This window comes from Methanomassiliicoccales archaeon (assembly GCA_014361295.1).
Lineage (GTDB): Archaea > Thermoplasmatota > Thermoplasmata > Methanomassiliicoccales > JACIVX01 > JACIVX01.
The window spans coordinates 540,628-563,221 of record JACIVX010000001.1 but is presented as its reverse complement, the minus strand read 5'-3'; the positions used below and the strand labels follow the sequence as shown (position 1 = coordinate 563,221).

General features: G+C 45.3%; 21 protein-coding genes and 1 CRISPR repeat array (1 of these 22 cut by a window edge). Of the genes, 10 read left to right on the top strand and 11 right to left on the bottom strand.

From position 1 onward, the window contains the following. Window positions 1-42 precede the first annotated feature (42 nt). The 3 genes from H5T41_02820 to H5T41_02810 form a co-directional block, all read right to left on the bottom strand. The gene (locus H5T41_02820; GenBank protein MBC7107713.1) at window positions 43-1,902 is read right to left on the bottom strand and encodes a GNAT family N-acetyltransferase; all 1,860 of its coding nucleotides are present in this window, start codon (window positions 1,900-1,902) and stop codon (window positions 43-45) included. Between the two features lie 166 nt (window positions 1,903-2,068). Next, on the bottom strand, window positions 2,069-3,985 hold the full coding sequence (acs, locus tag H5T41_02815) for an acetate--CoA ligase (protein ID MBC7107712.1): 1,917 nt from the start codon (window positions 3,983-3,985) through the stop codon (window positions 2,069-2,071). A gap of 177 nt (window positions 3,986-4,162) precedes the next feature. Further along, the gene (locus H5T41_02810) at window positions 4,163-4,315 is read right to left on the bottom strand and encodes a hypothetical protein (protein MBC7107711.1); all 153 of its coding nucleotides are present in this window, start codon (window positions 4,313-4,315) and stop codon (window positions 4,163-4,165) included. Between the two features lie 428 nt (window positions 4,316-4,743). On the opposite strand from H5T41_02810, the gene H5T41_02805 reads away from it, so the two are divergent. After that, window positions 4,744-5,403 carry a hypothetical protein gene (locus H5T41_02805; protein MBC7107710.1) on the top strand — a complete coding sequence of 220 codons (660 nt, stop codon included), beginning with the start codon at window positions 4,744-4,746 and terminating at the stop codon, window positions 5,401-5,403. A gap of 286 nt (window positions 5,404-5,689) precedes the next feature. Here the strand turns inward: H5T41_02805 and H5T41_02800 are convergent, their stop codons facing one another. After that, window positions 5,690-6,310, bottom strand: a complete 621-nt coding sequence (locus H5T41_02800; GenBank protein ID MBC7107709.1) for a class I SAM-dependent methyltransferase — start codon at window positions 6,308-6,310, stop codon at window positions 5,690-5,692. Between the two features lie 166 nt (window positions 6,311-6,476). Between H5T41_02800 and H5T41_02795 the strand changes: the two genes are divergently transcribed. From H5T41_02795 to H5T41_02775, 5 genes are read left to right on the top strand one after another with little or no spacing between them, the layout of a single operon-like run. Then, on the top strand, window positions 6,477-8,060 hold the full coding sequence (locus H5T41_02795) for an ABC transporter substrate-binding protein (GenBank protein MBC7107708.1): 1,584 nt from the start codon (window positions 6,477-6,479) through the stop codon (window positions 8,058-8,060). 59 nt (window positions 8,061-8,119) lie between these two features. Further along, window positions 8,120-9,058, top strand: a complete 939-nt coding sequence (locus tag H5T41_02790; GenBank protein MBC7107707.1) for an ABC transporter permease — start codon at window positions 8,120-8,122, stop codon at window positions 9,056-9,058. After that, a complete protein-coding gene (locus tag H5T41_02785; GenBank protein MBC7107706.1) occupies window positions 9,045-9,908 on the top strand; it encodes an ABC transporter permease in 864 nt (287 codons plus the stop codon). Before H5T41_02790 ends, H5T41_02785 begins: the two co-directional genes overlap by 14 nt. After that, on the top strand, window positions 9,905-10,837 hold the full coding sequence (locus H5T41_02780; protein ID MBC7107705.1) for an ABC transporter ATP-binding protein: 933 nt from the start codon (window positions 9,905-9,907) through the stop codon (window positions 10,835-10,837). Before H5T41_02785 ends, H5T41_02780 begins: the two co-directional genes overlap by 4 nt. Then, window positions 10,834-11,535, top strand: a complete 702-nt coding sequence (locus tag H5T41_02775) for an ABC transporter ATP-binding protein (GenBank protein MBC7107704.1) — start codon at window positions 10,834-10,836, stop codon at window positions 11,533-11,535. Before H5T41_02780 ends, H5T41_02775 begins: the two co-directional genes overlap by 4 nt. A gap of 3 nt (window positions 11,536-11,538) precedes the next feature. Here H5T41_02775 and H5T41_02770 read toward each other — a convergent pair whose 3' ends face one another. The 7 genes from H5T41_02770 to cas3 all read right to left on the bottom strand — a co-directional run bounded on the left by H5T41_02770 (window position 11,539) and on the right by cas3 (window position 19,050). Further along, entirely contained in the window at window positions 11,539-12,381 is an 843-nt protein-coding gene (locus H5T41_02770; protein ID MBC7107703.1) for a class I SAM-dependent methyltransferase, read from the bottom strand. Between the two features lie 235 nt (window positions 12,382-12,616). Then, window positions 12,617-13,435, bottom strand: coding sequence for a CRISPR system precrRNA processing endoribonuclease RAMP protein Cas6 (cas6, locus tag H5T41_02765; protein MBC7107702.1), 819 nt, complete (start codon window positions 13,433-13,435; stop codon window positions 12,617-12,619). Window positions 13,436-13,546: 111 nt separating this feature from the next. Further along, entirely contained in the window at window positions 13,547-14,347 is an 801-nt protein-coding gene (locus H5T41_02760; GenBank protein ID MBC7107701.1) for a hypothetical protein, read from the bottom strand. A gap of 17 nt (window positions 14,348-14,364) precedes the next feature. Further along, entirely contained in the window at window positions 14,365-15,399 is a 1,035-nt protein-coding gene (locus H5T41_02755; protein MBC7107700.1) for a DevR family CRISPR-associated autoregulator, read from the bottom strand. Further along, window positions 15,392-15,745: a hypothetical protein gene (locus H5T41_02750; GenBank protein ID MBC7107699.1), complete on the bottom strand. Its 354-nt coding sequence runs from the start codon at window positions 15,743-15,745 to the stop codon at window positions 15,392-15,394. The genes H5T41_02755 and H5T41_02750 overlap by 8 nt, the downstream gene beginning before the upstream one ends. Beyond that, window positions 15,738-16,835, bottom strand: a complete 1,098-nt coding sequence (locus H5T41_02745) for a hypothetical protein (protein ID MBC7107698.1) — start codon at window positions 16,833-16,835, stop codon at window positions 15,738-15,740. The genes H5T41_02750 and H5T41_02745 overlap by 8 nt, the downstream gene beginning before the upstream one ends. After that, window positions 16,786-19,050: a CRISPR-associated helicase Cas3' gene (gene cas3 / locus H5T41_02740; protein MBC7107697.1), complete on the bottom strand. Its 2,265-nt coding sequence runs from the start codon at window positions 19,048-19,050 to the stop codon at window positions 16,786-16,788. The genes H5T41_02745 and cas3 overlap by 50 nt, the downstream gene beginning before the upstream one ends. A 493-nt stretch (window positions 19,051-19,543) precedes the next feature. Here cas3 and cas2 point away from each other — a divergent pair, with 493 nt between their 5' ends. From cas2 to cas4, 4 genes are read left to right on the top strand one after another with little or no spacing between them, the layout of a single operon-like run. Next, entirely contained in the window at window positions 19,544-19,828 is a 285-nt protein-coding gene (gene cas2, locus H5T41_02735; GenBank protein MBC7107696.1) for a CRISPR-associated endonuclease Cas2, read from the top strand. 37 nt (window positions 19,829-19,865) lie between these two features. Further along, window positions 19,866-20,756 carry a type I-A CRISPR-associated protein Cas4/Csa1 gene (gene cas4a / locus H5T41_02730; protein ID MBC7107695.1) on the top strand — a complete coding sequence of 297 codons (891 nt, stop codon included), beginning with the start codon at window positions 19,866-19,868 and terminating at the stop codon, window positions 20,754-20,756. After that, window positions 20,757-21,794: a CRISPR-associated endonuclease Cas1 gene (gene cas1, locus H5T41_02725; GenBank protein MBC7107694.1), complete on the top strand. Its 1,038-nt coding sequence runs from the start codon at window positions 20,757-20,759 to the stop codon at window positions 21,792-21,794. It begins immediately after the preceding gene. After that, window positions 21,788-22,375, top strand: a complete 588-nt coding sequence (gene cas4 / locus H5T41_02720; GenBank protein MBC7107693.1) for a CRISPR-associated protein Cas4 — start codon at window positions 21,788-21,790, stop codon at window positions 22,373-22,375. Before cas1 ends, cas4 begins: the two co-directional genes overlap by 7 nt. Window positions 22,376-22,540: 165 nt before the next feature. Next, a CRISPR array of direct repeats spans window positions 22,541-22,594; the repeat unit is 37 nt; unit sequence GTTTCAATTGAGAGCCTCAGAAAACGAGGATTGAAAG; it runs 3,063 nt beyond the window's last position.

Here is a 22,594-nt window from a genome sequence, read left to right as displayed (position 1 = left end):
TATCAATTTCTCGTCATCTTCACTTTCCTATTGCTCAGTATTTTACTGAAGCGGCATGTAAATGATATACGTATCGTCGTCGTACTTCGTTTCGACCTTCAATCCTGTTTTATAGAATAGATTAAGCATGCGTCTGTTTTCTGCCAGGATTTCAGCGGTAAATGCCTTGATCCCCCTGTCTCTGCCAATTCTGATGAGCATATTCATCAGGAATGTGCCGATTCCCTTGTTCTGCCAATCATCGTGGACAACAAATGCGACCTCAGCGATATTCGTCGTCTTATCAAGACTGTATCTCCCAACACCGATGATCTTCGTTCTTTCTTTTTCTCTCACAACCGCGACGATTGCCATCTTCGTATCGTAGTCGAGATTGACAAAATGCTGCAGCTCGCGGTGAGGCATTGCCATTTTCGGCCCCATAAACCGCTGGTAGATCGTTTCTTCTGAGAACGAGTAGAAGAGTTCCTTCATCATTTCCTCATCGGTCGGCTTGATCGGTCGGAAAAATATCTGAACGCCATCGAACGTTTTATACGTTTCATATTCCTGTGGATACGGAAGCCCTCGATACGGAACCTCCGATTGGTCAAGGAAGACATAACGGTGGAATTTCGCCGCCGCGAGCAGTTCTTCCCTGAATTTCGGATGAGCGATGTTGATCATCGCGAGCGCCCGTTGCATGATGCTCTTTCCGTGAAGTTCTGCTACTCCGTATTCTGTCACAACATAATGGACATCGCCACGAGTCGTTGTCACACCAGCGCCTTCGGAGAGCCGTGGCACGATCCTTGACACTTTGCCACCCTGAGCCGTCGAAGGAAGTGCAATGATCGGCTTCCCTCCCTTCGATCTCGCAGCGCCACGCATGAAGTCAACCTGTCCGCCAAGTCCTGAATAAAACATATACCCGAGTTGATCGGCGCACACCTGACCAGTGAGATCGACCTCGAGCGCTGAGTTGATCGCGACCATCTTATCGTGTCTTCCTATGAGACAGGGGTCATTTGTGTAGTTGGAAGGATGGAATTCGATAATGGGATTGTTGTCGATGAAGTCGTAGAGTCTCTTTGTCCCCATGCAGAAAGAAGCGACAATCTTCCCCCTATGGACTGTTTTTTTCTTCCCAGTAATAACCCCGCTTTCGACGAGATCAATGATGCCATCGGAGAACATCTCCGTGTGGACGCCAAGATCCTTTTTATTTTTCAGATGGCGCAGCACCGCATCGGGAATTGAACCATAACCAGTCTGTATCGTTGATCCGTCGTCGACGAGCTCTGCCACAAATCTGCCAATGCGATCGATTTCCTCCGGGCTTTCGCCATCATTAGCCCGCCATTCCAGCAGGGGTTCATGAGCCTCAACTACATAATCAATGTCGGAGATATGAATGAAACTGTCTCCAAGGACCCTTGGCATGTATCGATTGACCTGCGCGATGACAACATCGGCAGCCTCGGCAGCGCTCTTGGTGATATCAACAGAAACGCCGAGACTGCAATAGCCATGCTCATCTGGAGGTGAGACCTGAATGAGCGCAACATCGATTGGGATCTTCCCCGCTTCGATGAGTCTCGGTATTTCGGAAAGGTAAACTGGTGTGTAATCCGAGCGCCCCTCATTCACAGCGTTTCGCACGTTAGGACCGATGAAAAACGCATTTAATCTGAACTTATCAGTAAACCGTTCTTCTGCATACGGTACGAGTCCGAGGGATATTGTTTGAATAAATTCATTGTCGGCCAAATGGTCCGCTCTACCAATAAGGGCCCGGAGCAGTGTCTGGGGCTCGCCGCATCCAGTACCAATGAACACTCTTTGTCCCCGCTCAACGCAGGCGACAGCTTCATCGGCCGTTTTGAGTTTCTCTCTCCATCGATCTCTCCAGTCTCTCGACAACGTTTCCCCTCGCTCTTATAGATTGACAAGGGATATCTTATTATGCCTTTTGCAGACGGATCCCTCATCGTTGTTGATCGCGACTTGACTTGCACTTCTAATCATTTCTTAACAAATCACATGTAATTGAGCTTTTTTTCTTATACGCTGTTCGAAATGGATAAGATCATCGATCCCGAGCTCGCGCCACTGCAACCGCCTTCTTGATTTCTTCGATCGCCGCTGGATCTTCAATTGTCGATGTGTCACCGAGTGGCTGTCCCGCAACGACAGCCTTAATGAGCCTTCTCATGATCTTGCCACTTCTCGTCTTCGGAAGCTTGCTAACAAACGCAATGTTGCCGATGACTACAACTGCACCCATATTCCTTCTCACAAGCTCTTTCAGCTCTGCTTTCATGCTCTCCGTTGGCTCTTTTCCAGGTTTCGGAACAACGAGCGCAAATGCTACCTCTCCCCTAAGTTCATCCGGAACGCCTACCACAGCGGCTTCTGCCACATCTGGATGCAAGAGGAGAACGGATTCGATCTCGACAGTGCCGACTCGGTGCGCAGAAATCTTAATGATCTCATCAAATCTTCCAACGAACCAGAAATAACCGTTCTCATCTCTCGACGCACCATCCCCTGTATAATAGCAACCGGGTATTCTCGACCAGTAATCTCGTTTGTATCGTTCAGGATCGTTCCAGATCGTCGGCGTTAAGCCCGGAAATGGCCGCCTGATAACAAAATTCCCCTCAACACCTGGGGGAAGCGATTGGCCCTTATCATCGACGACATCGGCGTCAATGCCTGGAAGTGCAATTGTCGCAGAACCTGGAAGAATCGGCAGGGTCGCAATGCCGATAGGATTTCCAACGATGGGGCCGCTCGTTTCTGTCTGCCACATATGATCGACGACTGGTATCCTGTCCTCGAAAACTTTCTTCGAAAGCCATTCGTAAGCAGGAGGATTCAAAACTTCCCCAGCGCAGAAGATGGCTCTGATTGAGCTTAAGTCGTGTTTTCTAGGCCATTGCTCACCATGCTGCATGAGGGCTCTCACACCCGTTGGCGAGATCCACATCTGAGTAACGCGATTCCTCTCCGCAATTTTCCACCAGATATCAGGTGTCGGGTAATCGGGCACACCCTCATACATAATGGTGGTGCAGCCCGTGAGCAGAGGTCCATACACCACATAACTGTGTCCAACGATCCAACCGATATCGGAGGTTGACCACCACACATCAGTTTCCTTCAGATCATAAACCCATTTTCCCATCGCGTACACGTAAACTTGATAGCTGCCATGTGGCTGAACCGTGCCCTTCGGCTTTGCCATAGTGCCAGAGGTATAGAGAATGAAGGCAAGTTCATCAGATCTCATCGGCACAACGTCGGAACTCTCCAACGCACCCATTTCGATCGCGTCCTCCCAGAGAATATCCCGACCAGGGATCAGAGGAGGATCGGTGTCGCCCCTTTTTAGCACGATAACTCTTTTGACTCCTTTCACTTCCTTCAACGCAAGATCAACAGTTTCTTTGAGAGGAACGATTTTGCCTCTTCTGTAGCCTACATCCGATGTGACAACGATCTCTGATCCTGCGTCTGCGATTCTCTCGGCCAGCGCGCCATATCCAAATCCGCCGAAAACAACAGAGTGTATCGCTCCTATTCTCGTGGTCGCAAGCATCGCGATTGTAGCTTCTGGGATCATCGGCATGTAGATCGTAACTCTATCCCCTCTTTTGACGCCGAGAGCGCGAAGTGCTTTTGCAAATCTTGTGACTTCAAAAAGTAATTGATTGTACGTCAGCACACGTGTCTGTCCGCCTTCGCCGCTCTCCCAGATGATCGCAGCTCGGTTTCCCCTTCCTTCTTTCACATGAAAATCCACACAATTATAAGAAATATTGGTCATGCCACCGGAAAACCATTTGAATGTCTCATTGGTTCCTTCAAAAATTCTGTCCCACGGCTTGAACCAATGTAGCTCACTTGCAATCTCACCCCAAAATCCTTCGGGATCATCGAGCGCCCTCTTAAGCATCCACCTCAGGTGAGGCGGATATTGAATCAGCATTTTCTCCTCCATGTAGTACCCCCTGCTACCTTACTGGCTCATTGAATTCAATCGTTAAATAGATTTGCTCGAGCGACGAATATCTTTTGAGAAAAGAGGAGACAAAATGCATTAGCAAAAATATCGAAAAGAAACAAAAAAAGTAAAAAAGTTTAGAGAAGGACTAAAAAACGCCGTCTCAAAAATTGATCAGTACCTGCTCCGCCTTGCAGGGCGGTGGTTCTGATAGCAATCGCGGCAGTATACCGGTCGCCCCTCGGTAGGCTTGAAAGGAACTTCGCATTCCTTGCCGCAGTCGGAGCACACCGCTTTGTGCATCTCGCGCGGTTGCCTGTTATACATCGTCTGGTTCACCTCCGTTTACTTATTTCCCTAAACTCCGCCTCACTTTGGTGAACCAAACGTCTTTACGACTCTCATGCTTCACCAACTGAGGTATTCAGTTTAGTGAAACTTGACACGCGCTATGACTATTTAGTACTTTTGCCTGAATTCCCCTCCGAGACATGAAGGAAACCGACTTCCTAAGTACTTGTTTGCTCGCAACGATGTGCCTTTTTTATGGAACAATGATTATGTTAACTCATCCAGAATTTGGCTTGATCATTTTCATCGAATGTTATTCACTCAAGAAATGATCTATCGAATATCCACACACTTTCTTTCCTTCTTTGAAAGGATATTAAGATCTGAAATAAAGCGATGCATCTTTGTTAATCAGAATCGGTCCTAGAATAATGCTTAAACCGGGAAGAAATCTTACAATATCGATGAATCTTCGACTTTCTGAAGAAATCGAGATCCGATTCCCTCCATTCAGAGTAATCGTCGAGTCCCTTACGAATGTCAATGTGATGAGAAATTCGAAAGAACTTGAGGAATTCAAGGAGTTGGTATTCCAGGAGATCAGGAATGAATACACACTTGACGAACTGAAGAACAGGCCGCTTTTCAGAGCGTACCGCGATTTTTTCTGGAAAATTGGAATCGACCCCACAAAAATCAGGCCCGCGTCGGAAGCGCTTATTAGAAGAGTCCTGCAGGGCAAACCGATTCCGAACGTTAACACCCTCGTGGATGCGTACAATCTTGCCTCAATCAAATCAGGCATTCCCCTTGCCGCTTTTGATAAGGAAACGGTTGAAGGCGACCTCCAGATGAGATTTGCCAAGAAGGGTGAGAGATTTCTGGGAATAGGAATGAAGGAGCCTATCGAGCTGAAGGGGAATGAGATCGTTGTATCGGATTCGAGAAAACTGATCGCGATTTATCCGTATAGGGATTCTGATGCGACGAAGGTCACGGAAAGCACAAAGGACATCATATTGATGGTCTGCGGTGTACCAGGAATCAGCGACGATCTTCTGGAAAATGCAAAGTTGATTTCTCTGAGTTATATCATGAAGTTCTGTGGCGGATCGAGAAATTGATAATTCTTGATACAATGAAAAATCGTTTATGGGAGAGATGATTGATCGAGTGATCGTTAGAGCTTGTGAACATCTGGAACCTGTTTTTCATGTCATCAACTCTATTGAAATCTCAGGTACGTTTCTAATATGTATTCAATCAGATTGCAATCCATTCCAAGGAGAGCGGATGAGAATCTCACATACTATCATCTGATGATATTGTACGCATCTTATCATGGATTCCAAAGGAACTAGTAAGATTGTTGACATGTGCTTATGTCGCATATCATTAAATTCGGTCCACTTATTTTGAGCAATTTCTTGAATTCACGGCCAAAACGACGTACATTTCCTCATTGTCGATCGCCTTCACGACTTCGAGACCTGCGTCCTCCAGCATGAAGCATAAATCTTTCATCGCCGGGAGATAATCGGTCATCACAACCTCGCCGGTTTCCAGGTGTATTCGATTAATCTCGTCGCGGGATGAGGAATGGGCGATCATGAGCCTTCCGCCCTTCTTCAATCCTTTTGACATATGCTTGACAGTTTTGGGCTGATCGATGAAATGGGGAAAGCAGGAATAGCACATGATTGCGTCATATTCTCCTGACATGGGCACATCGTTGATGTCCGCGCAGACATATTCAAGATTTGGGTATCGGGCTGGTGGAAACTTGTTCATTGCAACCTCGAGCATCTTCTCGGAATAATCAACGGCGACGACTTTTCCATTCACACCAACAAGTGCAAGGAGATGGGGAATCAAAACACCTGTCCCAGTTCCAACATCCATCACCACCATTCCGGGTCTCAGGTCGAAGATATCCATAATCTTTTTTATCTTTGAGAGGTCATGCACGACAATCTTATCCCAATCCTTTGCCAGACTATCAAAGTATTCCTTCTGTTTCGGATTTGGCATTGATTTCACCTTGTCTTAACTACTTCATTTGAGATTCCCCGTGTCGTGCGTCTTAAGGGGCGTAAAGTTTAATTGCATAACACTTATTTGAGATTAGTGTTACGAACTTCACCTCTTTCAATAGGAGAAGTTCTTCGATCCCATTCGGAGTTCCTCAGGAGGGAAGATGTTGGCAAAGAAGAACCTATTATTGGCCGTGATAGCTATAATCGTAGCTATCGCACTGATCGTGACTGCAGTTGTCGTTTATAACCCACAGGAAAAAGAGAACGAGGATACGCTCATCGTTGCCATCAGTTCTGACGTGAAGAACTGGTATCTCACACAATTCGCCGATGGCGACGCGCGTTTTGTTTGGGCACAGATCTACGGCACACTCATAAGACTGGATACGGACCTTAATCTGATTCCTGGTCTGGCGAGCTCGTGGTACACGCCCGACAACGGAAAAACATGGATTTTCAACCTGACGCAGGGCGTCAGATTTCACGATGGCAGCGAGTTCAACGCTGACGCAGTCCTCTTCTCATACGGCAACGACACATATGTACGCAATTACGGCGTGTTGGCAAGAGTCAATTATCTGGAGAAGGTCGACAACTACACTGTGCGGTTCGTGATGAAATCTCCGACACCCCTGCCCTATTACCTTACGCATATCGCCTGGCCCGTTATGTCTCCGAACATGGCCAATCCCGATGGGAGTTGGAATGGGAAAATCATCGGCACAGGCCCATTCAAATTCAATTATCAAATAACTGACCAGGAAATCGTACTAGACCGTTACGAGAATTACAGCGGACCGGCGCCCTTGCTGAAGAGAATCATATTCAAGGTCATCAAGGATCCGACGACAAGGGTGCTGGCTCTCAAGGCAGGGGATGTCGATATGATCATCAAAGTTTCAGAGCAGGATGTTGCCGACCTCGAAGCCACAAGCGGCATCCATGTGCAGCACCGTCTCACGACTTTTACGGATTTCCTGCAATTCAACACGAAAACAGACCCCCACAATGCATCCGTTAGCCCGTTCACTGATCTGCGCGTTCGAAAGGCAGTCGCCTACGGCATCGACACCGAGAAAATCGTGAACGATCTCCTTGATGGCATCGGCATGGCGGCAAAGGGAAGGCCATATTCACCAGTCATGCTCTATTCAGACCCCTCTCTGCCGTTGTACGAATACAATGTAACGAAAGCAAAATCTCTGTTGATGGAAGCGGGTTATACGCTCGGTGAGGATGGATATTTCTACAAGAATGGTAGCAAACTTTCGACAACGATTCTTATGACATCCGAGGATCCCTGGGCTCCCCGGTTTACACTCATGTCGCAGGCCATTGCATCGATGCTCAGGGATATCGGTATGGACGTGACGGTTGAAAGCGTTCCGACCGCGGTCTTCAACAGCAAAGAAGCCTCTGGTGATTTCGGGATGATTCTGCGTACGGGCTATTTCGTCTGGGGTCCATATCCCCGACACTTCGCAATTCACACATCGAGTGGCCTCTGGTCCCACTACCAGAATGCAAGTTATGACCAGCTCTTCAGACTAGCAGACACAACAATCAATGTGACGCTGCAAGAGGAATACTTCAGGCAGCTCCAGAGAGCGGTTATTGATGACCTTCCCGCCTTCTATCTTGTGCACGAACACAAGATCGTCGCGTATCGAGACGTCGTCAAAGGTTACGTAATGACGGCCGAAGACCCATGGCTGAACTTAGAAGGCGTCAGTGTGGAGAGATGAAAAAAAAGTAACAGAAAGGGCGTGAGCCCATTCTCATTTTCTTTATTTGGTGCTGAGCGATGTGGAAGTATATTATCAAAAGGGTACTCCTAATGTTCTTTGTTATTTTCGGAGCTACTTTTCTGACTTTTTTGATGATGTATCTGGCGCCGGGAGATCCGGGATTGCTCATCGCTCAGTCCAGATATGGAACAGACCTCACACCTGAACAAGTGCAGTGGGTGGTCGAGACGGAATGTCTTGATGCACCTTTTTACATACAATATCTGAAATGGCTGGAGCATATTCTTTTTCTTGATTTCGGCCGATCCCTTGTTACAGGAAAGAGTGTGTCTGATGAGATATCGGCCAGGCTCCCAGCAACTCTCCTGCTTGCCATCACGAGTCTCACGATTTCCCTGATCATTTCAATTCCTTTAGGTATATACTCCGCCAAAAGGAGTGGCACATGGAAAGATCGCGCGGTGCAAACATTCGTCCTCGTGGCGAAATCCATCCCGTCCTTTTATCTCGGACCAATTTTCATTTTGATTTTTTCAGTATGGCTCGGTCTATTGCCAAGCTACGGATTCAGCACACTCTCTGGATTGATCCTTCCTTCGTTGACTCTTGCACTCGGCATGTGTGCGATCACGACGCGTCTCCTCCGTTCGAGTATTTTAGAAGTCATGTCACAGGAATACGTTGTAGCGGCGAGGGCAAAAGGGTTCGATGAAGAATACATCATGAGAAAGCATATCCTAAAGAATTCTCTGCTGCCCCTCATCACCTTTGCTGGTCTCCAAATGGGTTATCTGCTCGGCGGAGCAGTCGTTGTCGAGACGGTATTTTCGTGGCCTGGCATTGGAAAGTTACTCGCGGATTCGATCAGCCTCAAGGATTTTCCGATGATCCAAGGTTGCGCGCTGGTCATCGTTGCACTGTTTTGCATGGTCAATCTAGTTGTTGATATCCTGTATGCATATCTTGATCCAAGGGTGAGGTATGATGCGGATTGATCTGCGTAGGGCGTTCTGGTCGATTTTCAGAAGTCCTTCTGCATTGATCAGCCTCATCGTACTCATGATTTTAGCCATATGTGCGATCTTCGCACCTCTGTTAGCCCCTTTTGATCCGTTAAAAACCGATCTGTCGAATAAGCTGGCTGGACCAGATGGCCAGCATGTCTTCGGTACTGATGAACTTGGCAGAGATATTCTTTCACGAATTCTCTTTGGGTTGAGGTATTCTCTTGGAATCGCGATCATCGTCGTCATCATCGCAGCCATCGTCGGGACTTTATTCGGTCTTCTGGCTGCATACTATGGGGGCATTGTTGATCTCGTCATGATGCGCATCGTGGACATCATGCTCGCATTCCCCTCAATCATTCTGTCGCTGGTTATCGTTGGCTTGTTTGGTGGTGGTGCGTTTAATCTCATTCTTGCACTTGCGGCAACACAATGGCCGAGCTATTCGCGCCTTGTACGTTCAACAGTTCTTTCATTGAAAACGACTGGTTATGTTGAAAATGCGAAGGTGCTTAGAGCTCCGACGCACTGGATCATAGGCAGACACATCCTTCCAAATGCGCAAGGGCCAATCATCGTGCTGATCGCCCTCGACATCGGTCACACGATTCTTTTCGCCGCTGCGATCAGCTTTCTGGGGCTGGGAATTCAGCCACCGACACCAGAATTAGGATTGATGATACGTTCGGGAGTTCGTTATCTCACTACTGCGCCACATGTCGCGCTATTTCCTGGATTATTCCTTTCGATTATTGTCCTTGCCTTCAATTTCCTATCCGACTGGGTAAAGGAGTGTCTGCATATCGGAAGGGATCTTCTCATGGAGGTGGAATCATGAGCCTTCTTTTGATCAGGGATCTCAACGTTTATTTCCCTAGTTCAAGTGGTCTTGTGCACGCAAACAGAAATATCAATCTGAGACTTGAAAGCGGCCAGAAACTTGCACTGGTAGGGGAAACAGGTTGCGGAAAAACCGTTCTCGGTCTGACGATCATGCGACTTTTGCCACCTGCCGCGCGTGTCACAGGCTCTATTTTTTACAATGGTACTGATCTTCAAAAACTCTCTGAGAACGAAATGGCGAAAATACGTGGAAAAGAAATCGGGATGCTCATGCAGAATCCTTCTGCCTCCTTGAATCCATCCATGAGATCAATTCATCAGGTCAGTGAAATGTTCATCTATCACCGAAAACTTTCACAGGCGGAAGCAGAAGAAAAGGCTCTCGACGTTCTCGGCAAAATGGGCATAGGTAAAGAGGAAGCGTATCGTTACCCTCACGAGCTTTCCGGCGGTATGCGGCAGAGAATCGCACTGGCAATAGCGTTTTCTCTCAATCCGCCTCTCTTGATCGCGGACGAACCAACAAAGGGTCTCGATCTTGAGCGAAAAAGGGAGCTTGTGAAGTGGTTATCAGACCTCTGGAGGAATCAAAGCTTTTCCTGTCTGCTGATTACCCACGATATGGAGGTCGCCTCAACTCTAAGTGACTGGATGGCGGTCATGTACGCGGGGGAGATCATCGAAGAGGGCAAAACAGGCGATGTGATGCGTCATCCAAGGCACCCCTACACAAGGCGATTGCTCGAAGCCCTGCCTTCGAGGGGGATGAAGGCCGTGCACGTAGAACCGGTCTCGATGGTTGAGCGCCGCACGGGTTGCTGCTATGCCAGTTGTTGCGAGGAGGCGGATCACATTTGTCACACTGAGCATCCAATTATGAAGGGGACGGAACACCGCTGCTGTTGCAGGAGGTATCAAGAGTGAGTTCACTGCTCGTCGTTGAAAATGTAAGAAAATACTATCGCCTCGGTCTACTGGGAAAGAAGATCGTGAAGGCCGTTGAGAACGCCAGCCTTGATATCGATTACGGCGAGACTCTCGGGCTGATGGGCCCGAGCGGATGTGGAAAATCGACACTAGCGCGCGTGATCCTTCGTATCCTGCGGCCCGATGAGGGCAAGATTCTGTTCAAAGGGGAAGATATAACATCTCTCAAAATGAGACGTCTCCGGCGTCTGAGAGGGGAAATGACACTGGTTTCGCAGAGCCCTGAGACCTCTTTGAACCCGAGATTCACCGTCTATCAGAGCATCGCAGAGCCGCTACTCCTTTATTCTAGGAATAGGCCAGGTATCAGAGAGAAGGTGTTAGAGCTCATGAACAAGGTAGGGCTCAATGCTGAGTTACTCGATCGATACCCTTTCCAGCTGAGCGGAGGTCAAATGCAGAGAATCGCGATTGCGAGAGCGATCGCCCTCAACCCCAAACTCGTCGTGCTTGACGAGCCAACTTCGATGCTCGATCCGTTGATGCAGGCACAGATTCTCCATCTATTGCGGCGCATCCAGGAGGAGATGGGCACGAGCTACCTCTTCATTTCTCACGATCCTGAAGTTGTGCAGTGGATCAGCGATAGAATTGTGAGAATGAAAGAGGGAAAAACGTATCACGATGCGAGCTGACATTCACCATTTCCTGGATTTGTGATCGGGTCGCCAGGAAATTCTGACGCGCACGGTATTGTCTGGTCTGAGCCACCGATCTTCTCCGTCCTTTTTGTAACGATTTTTGATGTAATCTATGAGGATATCATCGTGTACGCCCTCATTGAGCCAAAGCAGTTCTCTGAGTTCTGCCAGCGCCTCCTTTGTAGTGAACGATCTGTACCTCGGGAAAGCGCCGTTGGAGAGGTTGATGACGTCTGGATAAATGCCATGATTATACAGGACTCGGTATATCAGATCGCATTTTGGCGAGCATGAATATTCTTTTTTGTAAATGATCGGGAAGAGGTCGGCCCTTATTCTTTCCCAGAATGGAACTCCAGCAAACCAGTAGAGGTGGACATGTTTATTGGCAAGTCTGTCCATTTTCAACAAAGCGCCTTCAATATCTTCCATCATGAGGGAATATGCTGCGATGATGACGTCGTGACGTCCAATATCCTCGTTGACATCTTCCCAGCGACTGTGAACGACCTCAATGTTTTGGAGACCGTGTATCCTGGAATTTCGCTTGAGAATCTTGACCATCGGTTTCGACGGTTCAACAGCCGTTACCTTCCGACAGCGTTTCGCCAGAGGTATCGCCATCGTGCCGGGACCCGCCCCGATATCCAGAACGCTCCAATTTTTCTTTATTTCAAGTTGACTGCATCGTAATCTACCATCTTTCCAGACGTATGGATTTTCTGCGAACCGAATCGCAGTGTGTTCATCATCATAGAAATTTCTGGATTTCTCGCAAGCCATTGTTGCAAGATATTGCCTTCTCCAGAGAGTAGCAGGGTCATGATTTTTCGTGAGCATGTAATAGCCTCATTCGTATTACTTTTTTGAATTTTGTGTTACAGAATAGAATATTATCGGAAAAAATTTTTGAAAAAGAGACAAAAGGTAGTCGAACGAATTTCTCGTGTTCACAAGGAACTGATTTTTACGCATCAGAAAATTCGAATTTAGGTTTTTACTAAGAATTACGATCCTGATTTCTAGAAACATTGCGCAAAGAAATCGGTAAAGATCGCAAAAAGTGGTAGATATCCTATCTATCTTCAGTGGAAGAGACTTCTTTTACGGTCAAAAATCCGCACCCGAAGGCCGATCGCGGACCCGCGCCCATGAGTGCCCCGACGCTCAAGAGCCATTTCCCAACGTCATCAAGCCCCTCAAAACGATATCTGGCGATGCCGGTGTATCCATCGAATCTTCTCGCGCCAGTTCTACGAGAGCGGCGCTCTAATTCGTGGAAATGTTTTGAAATCGGGATGACCTCACCTTTGCATGTAAAATCGTCAACTGTTGAGCCGTCTCCGTATTCATTGACATATAGAATCAGCCTCGACCTGATCATCTCGAGCAGTTTTTGAGGCGATGGCGGGAATTCCGAGGACTTCAAAATGATTGGTGTTCTGAAACCAACTTCGATAAGGCCTTCGAAATCGTTATACAACTCAGGATCGGAAATGTCGAGAGTCTTGAGCTTCGTCAGTTTAATCGTCTCTCCGTCATATATTTTCTCCCCAGAAAACGCGCATTCCGCACTCTCGATCGTGAATCTATTCATATTGTATCTCCTGATCCCACCAATGCCAGTGAAACCTAGGAGTTTAATTCCCAGCAATGTGTGAGGTAAGTATTTTCGAAATTTTCCGAAAAAGTAGATATCAACATTCAATCGGCAACCATTCTTGAATTCAAGCTCCCTACCAAAGAATGGGGGCACGATAATAACAGGTCTTGTCGGAGGTGCATATCCACGAGTTGCACTTTCGCGCTCATATATGTAGTAGTACACGCAGTCATTATTAGAGTTGCATTTTCTGCAGCCTCTTTCCACGTCAGAACAACAGGCTCGCCTCAAATGCTCTCCAAAGCCTCCTCTGAATGCTGATCCTAGCCAGCGAGGAAATACTGCTGGTGTGTTAAATTTCAGATGCATAGTGATTTTTGACAGTTCTAGCATACATCTTCCTTAGGCCAAAGGTTCCAACTTGTAGATCGTCCAATTCTTTCCTATCTTCTCCTCAATCAAAGGAAAGACATATGGTCTTAAAACAAATGCCTCTTTTCTATTTCCCTTTGTGTATGGATTAATATCCTCAAATGATGAAGATTCCGCAATATCTATCAGAATTAGAATCATTTTTGATTTTGGTAGTCGCACTTCCTCATAGTCAGCTATATCGATCGGTTGTACGCATTTATTTCTTGAAGGTTCTACATTTTCAATTTTTCTGCAAAAGACAATCGAATCAGAGGTGCCAAATTGTCTGATTCTCGCCAGTTGATTACGGATATCTTTCTCAACTTCATCTTGGACTGAAATAAATATCTTTATAGGACCCGAGAAGTGTACATATTCTCGTATTCCAAATGTGGAGATTAAAGAATTCTCCCCGCAGTCCTTGCAAATGAACTCCCCGTCAATTTCCCATATTTCCTTTTCTTGACCACATTTGCTACATTTACCAATTTTTGACTTCCCTTTCTGCATTTTTTTCGCGATTAGCTCTTGTTTTCTTCTCTTAATTAGCTGTCTTGATATGGCGACCTTATCAGGTGGTTCAACCAGAACCTCCGACTTCTTTACTATGTTGAATATTCTTTTTCCATACTCTATGTTCCCTGTGGTTTCAATGGCAGAAGAGACCAAAGCAAGCTTGATTGCAGATGGGCCAGGTATAGGGGATGACATCGCAAAAGAAGGAGAGAAATTTGGTATCCTGTATGAAAACAGGCTACCAAATTCGTATTCCGCTCTAAGCCAGATCACTTCATCACCTTGGAAACTCATTTTTCCAGAGTCAGTTTGTAAGGTCTTCTCTCGAGCAGACCTTTCATTTTTTCAATAAATGACGAGATCGAGCTAAATTCCATGACTTCAAGGATCTCATTCTCGTTCACTGATTGATTTGATGTTTGATTCATCATAGTCGCGATCTTCTTGATTTCGTCCTTGTAGTCCTCTCTTAATGGGCTAATAATCGGTGCTGGCATATTTGCTTTTGATACAACGATCAATCCTTCAAATCCTTCTGTATGCGGCAACCGCGTGGTGGTCATCGCGCCTTCAGTTCGCATGAACATAGTTTGATATGCCTTAAGCACAAGGTTGTATCTTTCTTTTCTTTTGTTATCGTCGATCTCGTAGGCATAGTTGACGTTATTGAGACCAATCTTCCAAGGCTGGAATACTGTTACAACTGCATATGCACCAGATCTAGTCGGGCGATGATATATCATTTGGGACGTCGTCAATGTCGCCGCGCAATCTTTGCAGAGTTTTTGTTGCTCGATCTCCCATACGTCAACATTATCTCTTCCGCATGAATCGCATTTTCCCGTCTGGGGGGCACCCTTTGGTTTCACCTTTTCTCCGAGTGCATGCCTTGCGTGCAAATGGATATCTCTATGGATCTCGGGGATTCCGACAGCCCATCCAAATTCAATTGTCGATGGACGTGCCACAGTAGGCTTCTGAATCAAAAAACCATGTGCATCACAGAGCGTGCAATCGATGATGGCCTGCCTTACTGCATCTTGAGGCGTATTCTTTTTTGTTACATTTGTGTTTTTGTCTGCCCTGGCTGGTTCTAGTCTCTTGCAAGCTTCGCAAAAACTGTCTTTGTTTGCTTCCAATATCCAGAGGTTCTCAGCATGAATGTGCTTGAGCATTTCCCCAGAGATCCCATCGGTTTTTTCACCGTTTGCCAAGACAACTGTTCTCGGCTCAGTTACATTCCCGACAGTTCCTTCGTTGTTCAGAGAGTGTAAATCCCACACCACTCTTCCCAATATTGCCATTTCAAAAATTCCATCACTCATTTATTTCTCCTCCTTGTGTGACTTCTTCTGTAGGTGCCTTAACCAATGCGTGCGCAATAAGTGCTGCTCTAATTACCCTCACGCCGTACAAATCAACCAGTTTCATCATTTCAATTAAGCTGTCATCGCTGGGTCTGATTATCTTGTATTTTTTTGCATAGCTATCGTATCTTCTCAGGAATTTTTTTACAGCCTCAGCGAATTCCTCTGGTTTTTCAACATATTCTAGTTCGATCAACGAAGCGTAGTCTTGGCTGCGCTCATCTCTCACTGCTTTTCTTAAAGCCGTGCCAAAGTCTTCAATGGCTTTATTCCCAAATATTTCACCTAATTTCATGTTAGACATATTTCATCACCAACTGCATGTTTTCCTTTGAGTATGTCCTAATGAGCACCTCCTTGCTCAACAAATATCTTAAATGGACATTCATATGATTCTCGAGTGAAGCAAGATTGGGATAGGTTAGAAATTCCGAGAGTGAGAAGGCTAGATCCTCTCGACCTTTTCGACTTCCTTTTTCGAATAGGTCTTTCCAAACCCTGAATATTTCTTCTGAGTATCGATTATTATCATTTATCATTTGCCAAAAAAATCCAAGCGGAAATAAGCCTGCGGACGCAGGCTTCCACTGGGTGCCTGTTCTTACCAGCGCATTATATATAAGCTTTGAATAGCTTGATGCATAGCTTGTACCATCTGCTTTTATCTTCCTGATCCTTTCAGCCAAATTCACTGCGTAGTTTGCCAGAATTGTAATGAGACTCAGTTTATTGATTCTATCTTCGAGTAAAAGTTTCTGAATTTCGCAGTGATTCCTAAGGATCACTCTTTCAGGCGCCGGCAGAATGCCAACAGCGGTATCACCCCATACCCAATGCATGAAATGAGCGCCTCCTAAGTATGCTAATGAGAGGTCCGCCTTTGGAGCCTGAAGTTGTTCTCCTTCACCATACCTGTCTCTGACGAATGAACGGATACCTTTTCCAGCCCGTACCTCTATCGACATGTATATCGTATCATATCCAGCACTCTTCTCGTTTCTTCCCGCGGAACCTTCGGCCGCAATTTTTGGAACGTAACCCAACCTACTATAATTTTGGAGAATATCACCGATTTTGTTAGTCGCTTCTTTTTGATATTCCTCTCTTTTCTTGTCCTTCCGATTCTGGCTAAGGGTTGTAAGAAATATATAGTTCCAGGAATTATTTTGGCTGAATAAGCTTATCCAGTTAGTATCTTTTTCAAGATCACTTGGTATTTCATCGATTTGCGGTCCATCAACCAAATAATACGGACCAACATCCTCTATGCACAATCTTGAATCAATGTCTTTTATCCTCGCTATAGTATCTAATACCAAGGCCAATCCATAGGCCCGGCAAGCGTCAAACATTTCCATACCAGTTTTCATAACATAGTATTGCATTTTCATCACCTGCTGTAGCAATTCTATCCGACAATCTAAGGATTCTGGAAACAACACAATATGTCCTGTAAAATTTTTCATTCTTGATCAATGGAAATGTATCAAGCATAGTTGAGCTCAACTGCCTTGCCCTCTTTTCAATTTTTGAAAAATCCAGATCCAAATTGACCATCGAAGTAACCTTAATAGCTTCATCTTTCCATTCTGGAATTAATTCGTATCTTGGTACTTCTCTTGATCTAACTCCATGATGGTGTGCAATTGAAAACCGCAAAGCATCACCGAAATTGCCCCAGTCGAAGAATATGTCCGATAAAACGTATGCTGATATCGTGGAATGTGGGGGTAATCGTTTTCCAGTATCTGCATTTGAATGAGCTAGTGGTTGAGATTTTCTTCCGATTTTCTTTTGCCATTCAACGGTCAATTTTCCCAGATCATGCAGGACTAAGCATAACTCTAGTCTAGCTATAAATCCATCTCTTTCAATCCTCCAAGAATCGGCGAGTTTCGTAATTGGGAGCCAGTAATATGGAAGGATGTTATTCCTGAAGTACTGTAGTGTAAGCCTTGAATGTTCATTCCAGCTTTCTTCCTTTCTTTTCATTATTAATTCGTCTCTGGATATGCTTTCGCGACTATCAAGCGGTAAACCTTTTTTGCCTAATTGTAGTCCGAGTTCATCGCTATAATATGCGAAATCGGGATGAATAATATAGAATCCATATGGATGAATATCCGTATCCTTGCAGACCAGTATTTTGGGAATGACCTTTTCCTCTTCGATGTCATCAGTTTCAATTTTCCAGATCAGAGGTTTCTCGTTCTGTACAAATCGACGAAGGAGTCCTGCATTCAATTTCATTTTTTCCAATGAAAATATTCGAGTGCCCAGTGCAGCTGGATCATCGTGTATGGTTATATCACAAGCCAAAGTTTCTCTAACCGTTCTTTCGACTTGTTGTCGATTACCGAAAAAAGCTCCCTCTGCGAGCTCATTCAGTACTCGTGCTCCATATTCAGGTTTTAGGTATTCCTCAAAACAACCTCCCAATATCCTATTAATCAATTCTTTCTCCAATTCCCAATCTAGCTTCCGTCCGTCGATCCGTTCTAGTTCTTTCTTGGTCTTTATGATGATATCCTCTTGTTCTTTATAAGGAGCAAAGTCACTGACATTAAATACATAAAAATGGCCAATTCCGCCCCGTCGTGCACACCTCCCAGCTCTTTGGATTAGTGCATCAATTGGAGCCAATTCTGAAATCATAATCTCGCAGGTGATGTCAAGTCCAACTTCAATGACCTGAGTTGAGATCAAAATTGCCTTGCTCTTCGGGTCTCTTTCTCCAAAGATCTCTTTCAGCTCTTTTTCCTTCCTTTCTCGATCATCTTCCAGGAACCGAGAATGTAATAGTATTAACTTGAAGCCTTTATTCAAAGCCTCGTTGCGGATTTGTTCATAAATTTCCTGGGCCTTTGACACCCTGTTGCACACAATTATTATTCTTTCATTGGAATCCTTTATAAACGAGATGATTTTTTTCGCATCCAATTCTTCACTTAATTTTGCGTGGATAAATAAGTTTCTTTCTTTTCTCACTCTTATATCATTTTCATTTGCATCTACAAATTCAGTATTATATTGTTTTCTCATAAAATTGACAAACGAGTCTGGCATTGTAGCAGACATAAAAACAAATGGAAATCCCAATTTCGCCGAATGTTTTGCCAAAATCAATGCTACTTGAAGTCCCAATAAGGGTTCAAAAGTATGAACTTCATCAAATACCAAAAGAGATGAGGCGACAGCCCCTGCCGGAATATTACCGTGCCTTAATGGCAAATTAAGAGGTGTGCATGCATAAGCTCCGGTTGTCTGGTCGATTGTTGTTACAACGACATCTGCGTAGAATAAGGGACTTTCCATTCTCTTGCCATGATGGCCAACGACTCTGATTCCTCCAGATACTTTATGGGCCAATTTTTGAAATCTGTTTGAGACATCATCGACCAAAGTTCTCATTGGTAGCGAATAAATCATCTGTGATGGTAGCTTCTCTTGTCTGGCTATCAAGAAGGGTAGAAAAATAGCCTCAGATTTTCCCGAACCAGTCGGAGCACGCAGCAGAATACTTTTATTTTGAATGAGAGACTCAGCGGTTTGTTTTTGATGAGGATATGGAGGAAATCCACAAATGTCTTCAAATGTTTTCTCGAACATTGACTCCTCCACACTGAGGCAAGGAATCCTGTCTCTCCCCACCTGATTTGACATGGTTATTACCTTCCCCTTTAAGAAAAAATATGGTCAATCCAATATTTGTAATTACCGTTTGTTGTTTTTAATAAGCAAGAAGATCTTATACTTTCTTTTTTATTGTTAACTTATTGTTAACCATTATTTTAGTTGTGGTCATTTATCAATTGTCAATTTGGAATAATGATTCTGCAATTATTATTTCGGTAATCTTATCACTTCTCATTTAGGGACTTAGGGGGTTTTTCCTTGTGCTTCATATTGTCCAGGTACCAATTTATCGAGCTCTATTATGGAATGCTTGGGGAAACCACTGTAACTGACCGTAATTATTTTTAAAAGTAATATTGATGGTGTGATTGATGGTGTGCGATCGTTCCATATAATTGTTAATGAGCGCACGCACTATTTTTTTTGTAAAATTATTTGTAACACATATGAATCATCAGTAATAAATATGCTCACATTAGTAGTTTATGACATCCACGATGATAAAAGGCGCCAGCAGCTCGCAAGAGTGTTAGGCCGATTTGGTCTTACGAGAGTGCAGTACAGCGCTTTCAGGGGAGATTTGAACCCAAATGATAAGGAAGTTCTCATTCGCAAAGTTACGAAATACGTTGAGGATGAAATCGATTGCATCTTCGTCATTCCGCTCTGCGGGAGATGTTTGGCAACGAGTGAGGTCATCAGCAAGAATGGTCGAATGCTCGTGAGCGAATCAAGCGTTGAAATTGTGTGACCATAACAAATATAAAATCGCGTGAAAATAATTACCTGTGGTTTACTTCCTCGACGAATTGGAAAGCAAGAATCTGCTCAAGAGTTTGAGACCAAAGGCCAGACAGGTGGGGGTGACGGAGGAACTGAGAGGCTGGAACTGGGATACATCACCACTCAAACCCTACCACGATGTATCCTTGCCGATGTACCTCATCTGCGCGGGCTATTGTCCGACGTCCCGGGACGTCTATCTAAGCAAAGTTAAGGGGATGAAAGGAGAGTACACGCATCCTGTGACGATGGGAGTCATCATACATGATACCGTCGGGCAGGCGTTCAGGGAGGCAAAGCTCAAGAAATTTGACGCGGACTTTTCATCCTGGTATGAGTCGATGGATTACGAGAAACGTTTGAGCGGGAATTTCGAAGAAATCAGGAGGTGCGCGAAAATGGTGTGGAATTTTATTCTTTCCGCGGCAAAAGCAAGATTCGAATCATGTTTGGTCACTCAGCCATATGGTTCACCGGAGGAGCTAATTTTAACAACAATTCCGTTTCTTGTGGAACACAGGATCAGCGGCCGGTTGCTCGGAACGAGCGGCATGCTGAGCGTCGATTGTTTCGATTACATGAGGAACATCATCTTCGATCTAAAAGTCGGATTCAAAGGGGATCGGTATAGATGCAGAATATACCCTACGGGCTACGCTCTGGTCTTCGAAAGTGTCTACGAAGTGCCCGTCGACATCGGCTGCAACGTTTTCATCAATTTCAAGGGGGAAAGGATGATCGTGGAGAAGGACCTGTTTCACATCAACGATGATCTCAGAAGCTGGTGGATCGAGGAGAGGGACAATAAAGCGGAAATCGTCTATGAAGAAAAGGATCCTGGAATTCCACCATCTTGCCCGGATGATTGCATTTACAGATCTGTCTGTGGTGAGTAGGTGTCGAGACTGGTCGTTGACGGATGGGGTAAAACGATTGCTGTTGAGAATGAACAGATCGTCGTCAAGGAACGCGAGGCAAATGAGACAAAGATAGTCTACAGGTCAATTCCATCAGAGATCGAGCAAGTGATCGTAACTGGTTCCGGTTCAATCACAACGCGAGCAATCGAGTTACTGGCGGAGAATGGCGTAGATGTTGTTTTCATTGACTGGAAGGGTCAGGTCAGAGCAAGGATTTCTCCGCCGATCATGAGGACGGTGAATACAAGGAGAGAACAGTACAGAGCGTTCGATGAGCCGAAAGGTGGCGCGCTCGCAAAGGAATTCGTACGTTGCAAGATGAGAAATCAAATGTCATTATTGGGAACAATGGCAAAAACGAGAAGAGACTCGCAGCCAGCTAAGGCTCAAGCCTTGAGCGAGGGAAGACACGGGATCGAACTTTGGCTTGAAAAACTGGATGAGATTAGAACAGCGAGCTGCAATGAAATCAGGGACGCGATCATGGGCATCGAAGGCAATGCATCCGCCATATACTGGGATTCTATTTCGCAGCTGATTGATGAGAGTTTTCAATTCAGGAATCGAAGTGGAAGATACGCCACCGATCCTGTCAACGCATTGCTTAACTACGGTTATGCGGTTCTCGAAGGGGAGTGTTGGAAGGCAATTCATTACGCTGGACTGGATCCGTATGGCGGTTTTTTGCATGTCGATCGTCCCGGACGAGCGAGCATGGTTCTCGATCTGATGGAGATGTTCAGACAACAGCTCGTCGATAAGGTTGTCTTTGAACTGATATTTCACAAAAGGGTTGAGCCTAAAGAATTTGAAATGGAGAACGGTGTCTGCAAGATGCAGGAAGGCGCGAGGAAGTTGCTCCTAACCGAAATCCTATCGAAAATGGAAGACCACATTCGACTTCCCGAAAAGAGAATGAAATGGTCCGATGTCATACAGCGAGAGGCCGTTTCCGTGGCAAAGTTTCTCCGAGGTGAAACAACATCGTATAGGGGATTCTGGATGAGATGGTAGACGAATCGATGATCCAGGTCAGCGACATTACGCAATACTTCTACTGTCCCAGGAAGATCTATTTCCTTAGAGTTCTAAGTCTTTCAGTGCCTTCCAGGCCAAAGATGGAGATGGGGAAAGAAGAGCACGAAAGAGAGCATCGGCGAGCTGCTGAGAGAAAAGAAATCTATGGGTTTCCGAGAGAAGAGATCAAAGAGGTTCTTCATTCGGTCGCGATTGAAGCTCCAGAATACCATCTGTACGGAGTCATCGATACGGTTCTCATTCTCAACAGCGGAGAGGTCATTCCAGTTGACATCAAGTATTCAAGGTTCGAGGACAAAAAGAGAAATTGGACGAAACAATTGGTTGCATATTCTCTGCTTCTGGAAAGTAAAATGAAAGTCAGGGTAACGAGAGCCGCCATATTCTTTCCGGAGAGTAAGAAACGGATGATGATCGAGATCTCAAGTGAGGATAAGAAAGCTCTCCTAAGCGATATTGATACAATCATGTTGATCATCACCAAAGAGGTTCTACCGAATGTATCAAAGGGTAAGAAATGTTCTTATTGTGAAATGAATAGGTTCTGCACTTTGTGAAGGTCTCATTTCCGGTGCACCATTTATAAAGACCTTCACACAATCGATTGAAAAAGTCCTTTTTTTGATCGGTGCTTTCGGCGAGTGACATGCAACTTTGCCCGCGTATTTTACAAAAAACGAAAATGAAATCTAATGCTTCTAACATATCGTAAAATAAAGCCGGTTTCAATTGAGAGCCTCAGAAAACGAGGATTGAAAGATTTCTTTTCATTAGCC

Excerpts from the sequence above, each read along its gene's own strand:
- acs (MBC7107712.1), bottom strand. The coding sequence starts at position 3,985 with ATGGAGGAGAAAATGCTGATTCAATATCCGCCTCACCTGAGGTGGATG.
- H5T41_02810 (MBC7107711.1), bottom strand. The coding sequence starts at position 4,315 with ATGTATAACAGGCAACCGCGCGAGATGCACAAAGCGGTGTGCTCCGAC.
- H5T41_02805 (MBC7107710.1), top strand. The coding sequence starts at position 4,744 with ATGAATCTTCGACTTTCTGAAGAAATCGAGATCCGATTCCCTCCATTC.
- H5T41_02800 (MBC7107709.1), bottom strand. The coding sequence starts at position 6,310 with ATGCCAAATCCGAAACAGAAGGAATACTTTGATAGTCTGGCAAAGGAT.
- H5T41_02795 (MBC7107708.1), top strand. The coding sequence starts at position 6,477 with ATGTTGGCAAAGAAGAACCTATTATTGGCCGTGATAGCTATAATCGTA.
- H5T41_02790 (MBC7107707.1), top strand. The coding sequence starts at position 8,120 with ATGTGGAAGTATATTATCAAAAGGGTACTCCTAATGTTCTTTGTTATT.
- H5T41_02785 (MBC7107706.1), top strand. The coding sequence starts at position 9,045 with ATGATGCGGATTGATCTGCGTAGGGCGTTCTGGTCGATTTTCAGAAGT.
- H5T41_02780 (MBC7107705.1), top strand. The coding sequence starts at position 9,905 with ATGAGCCTTCTTTTGATCAGGGATCTCAACGTTTATTTCCCTAGTTCA.
- H5T41_02770 (MBC7107703.1), bottom strand. The coding sequence starts at position 12,381 with ATGCTCACGAAAAATCATGACCCTGCTACTCTCTGGAGAAGGCAATAT.
- H5T41_02755 (MBC7107700.1), bottom strand. The coding sequence starts at position 15,399 with ATGAGTGATGGAATTTTTGAAATGGCAATATTGGGAAGAGTGGTGTGG.
- H5T41_02750 (MBC7107699.1), bottom strand. The coding sequence starts at position 15,745 with ATGTCTAACATGAAATTAGGTGAAATATTTGGGAATAAAGCCATTGAA.
- cas3 (MBC7107697.1), bottom strand. The coding sequence starts at position 19,050 with ATGTTCGAGAAAACATTTGAAGACATTTGTGGATTTCCTCCATATCCT.
- cas2 (MBC7107696.1), top strand. The coding sequence starts at position 19,544 with ATGCTCACATTAGTAGTTTATGACATCCACGATGATAAAAGGCGCCAG.
- cas4 (MBC7107693.1), top strand. The coding sequence starts at position 21,788 with ATGGTAGACGAATCGATGATCCAGGTCAGCGACATTACGCAATACTTC.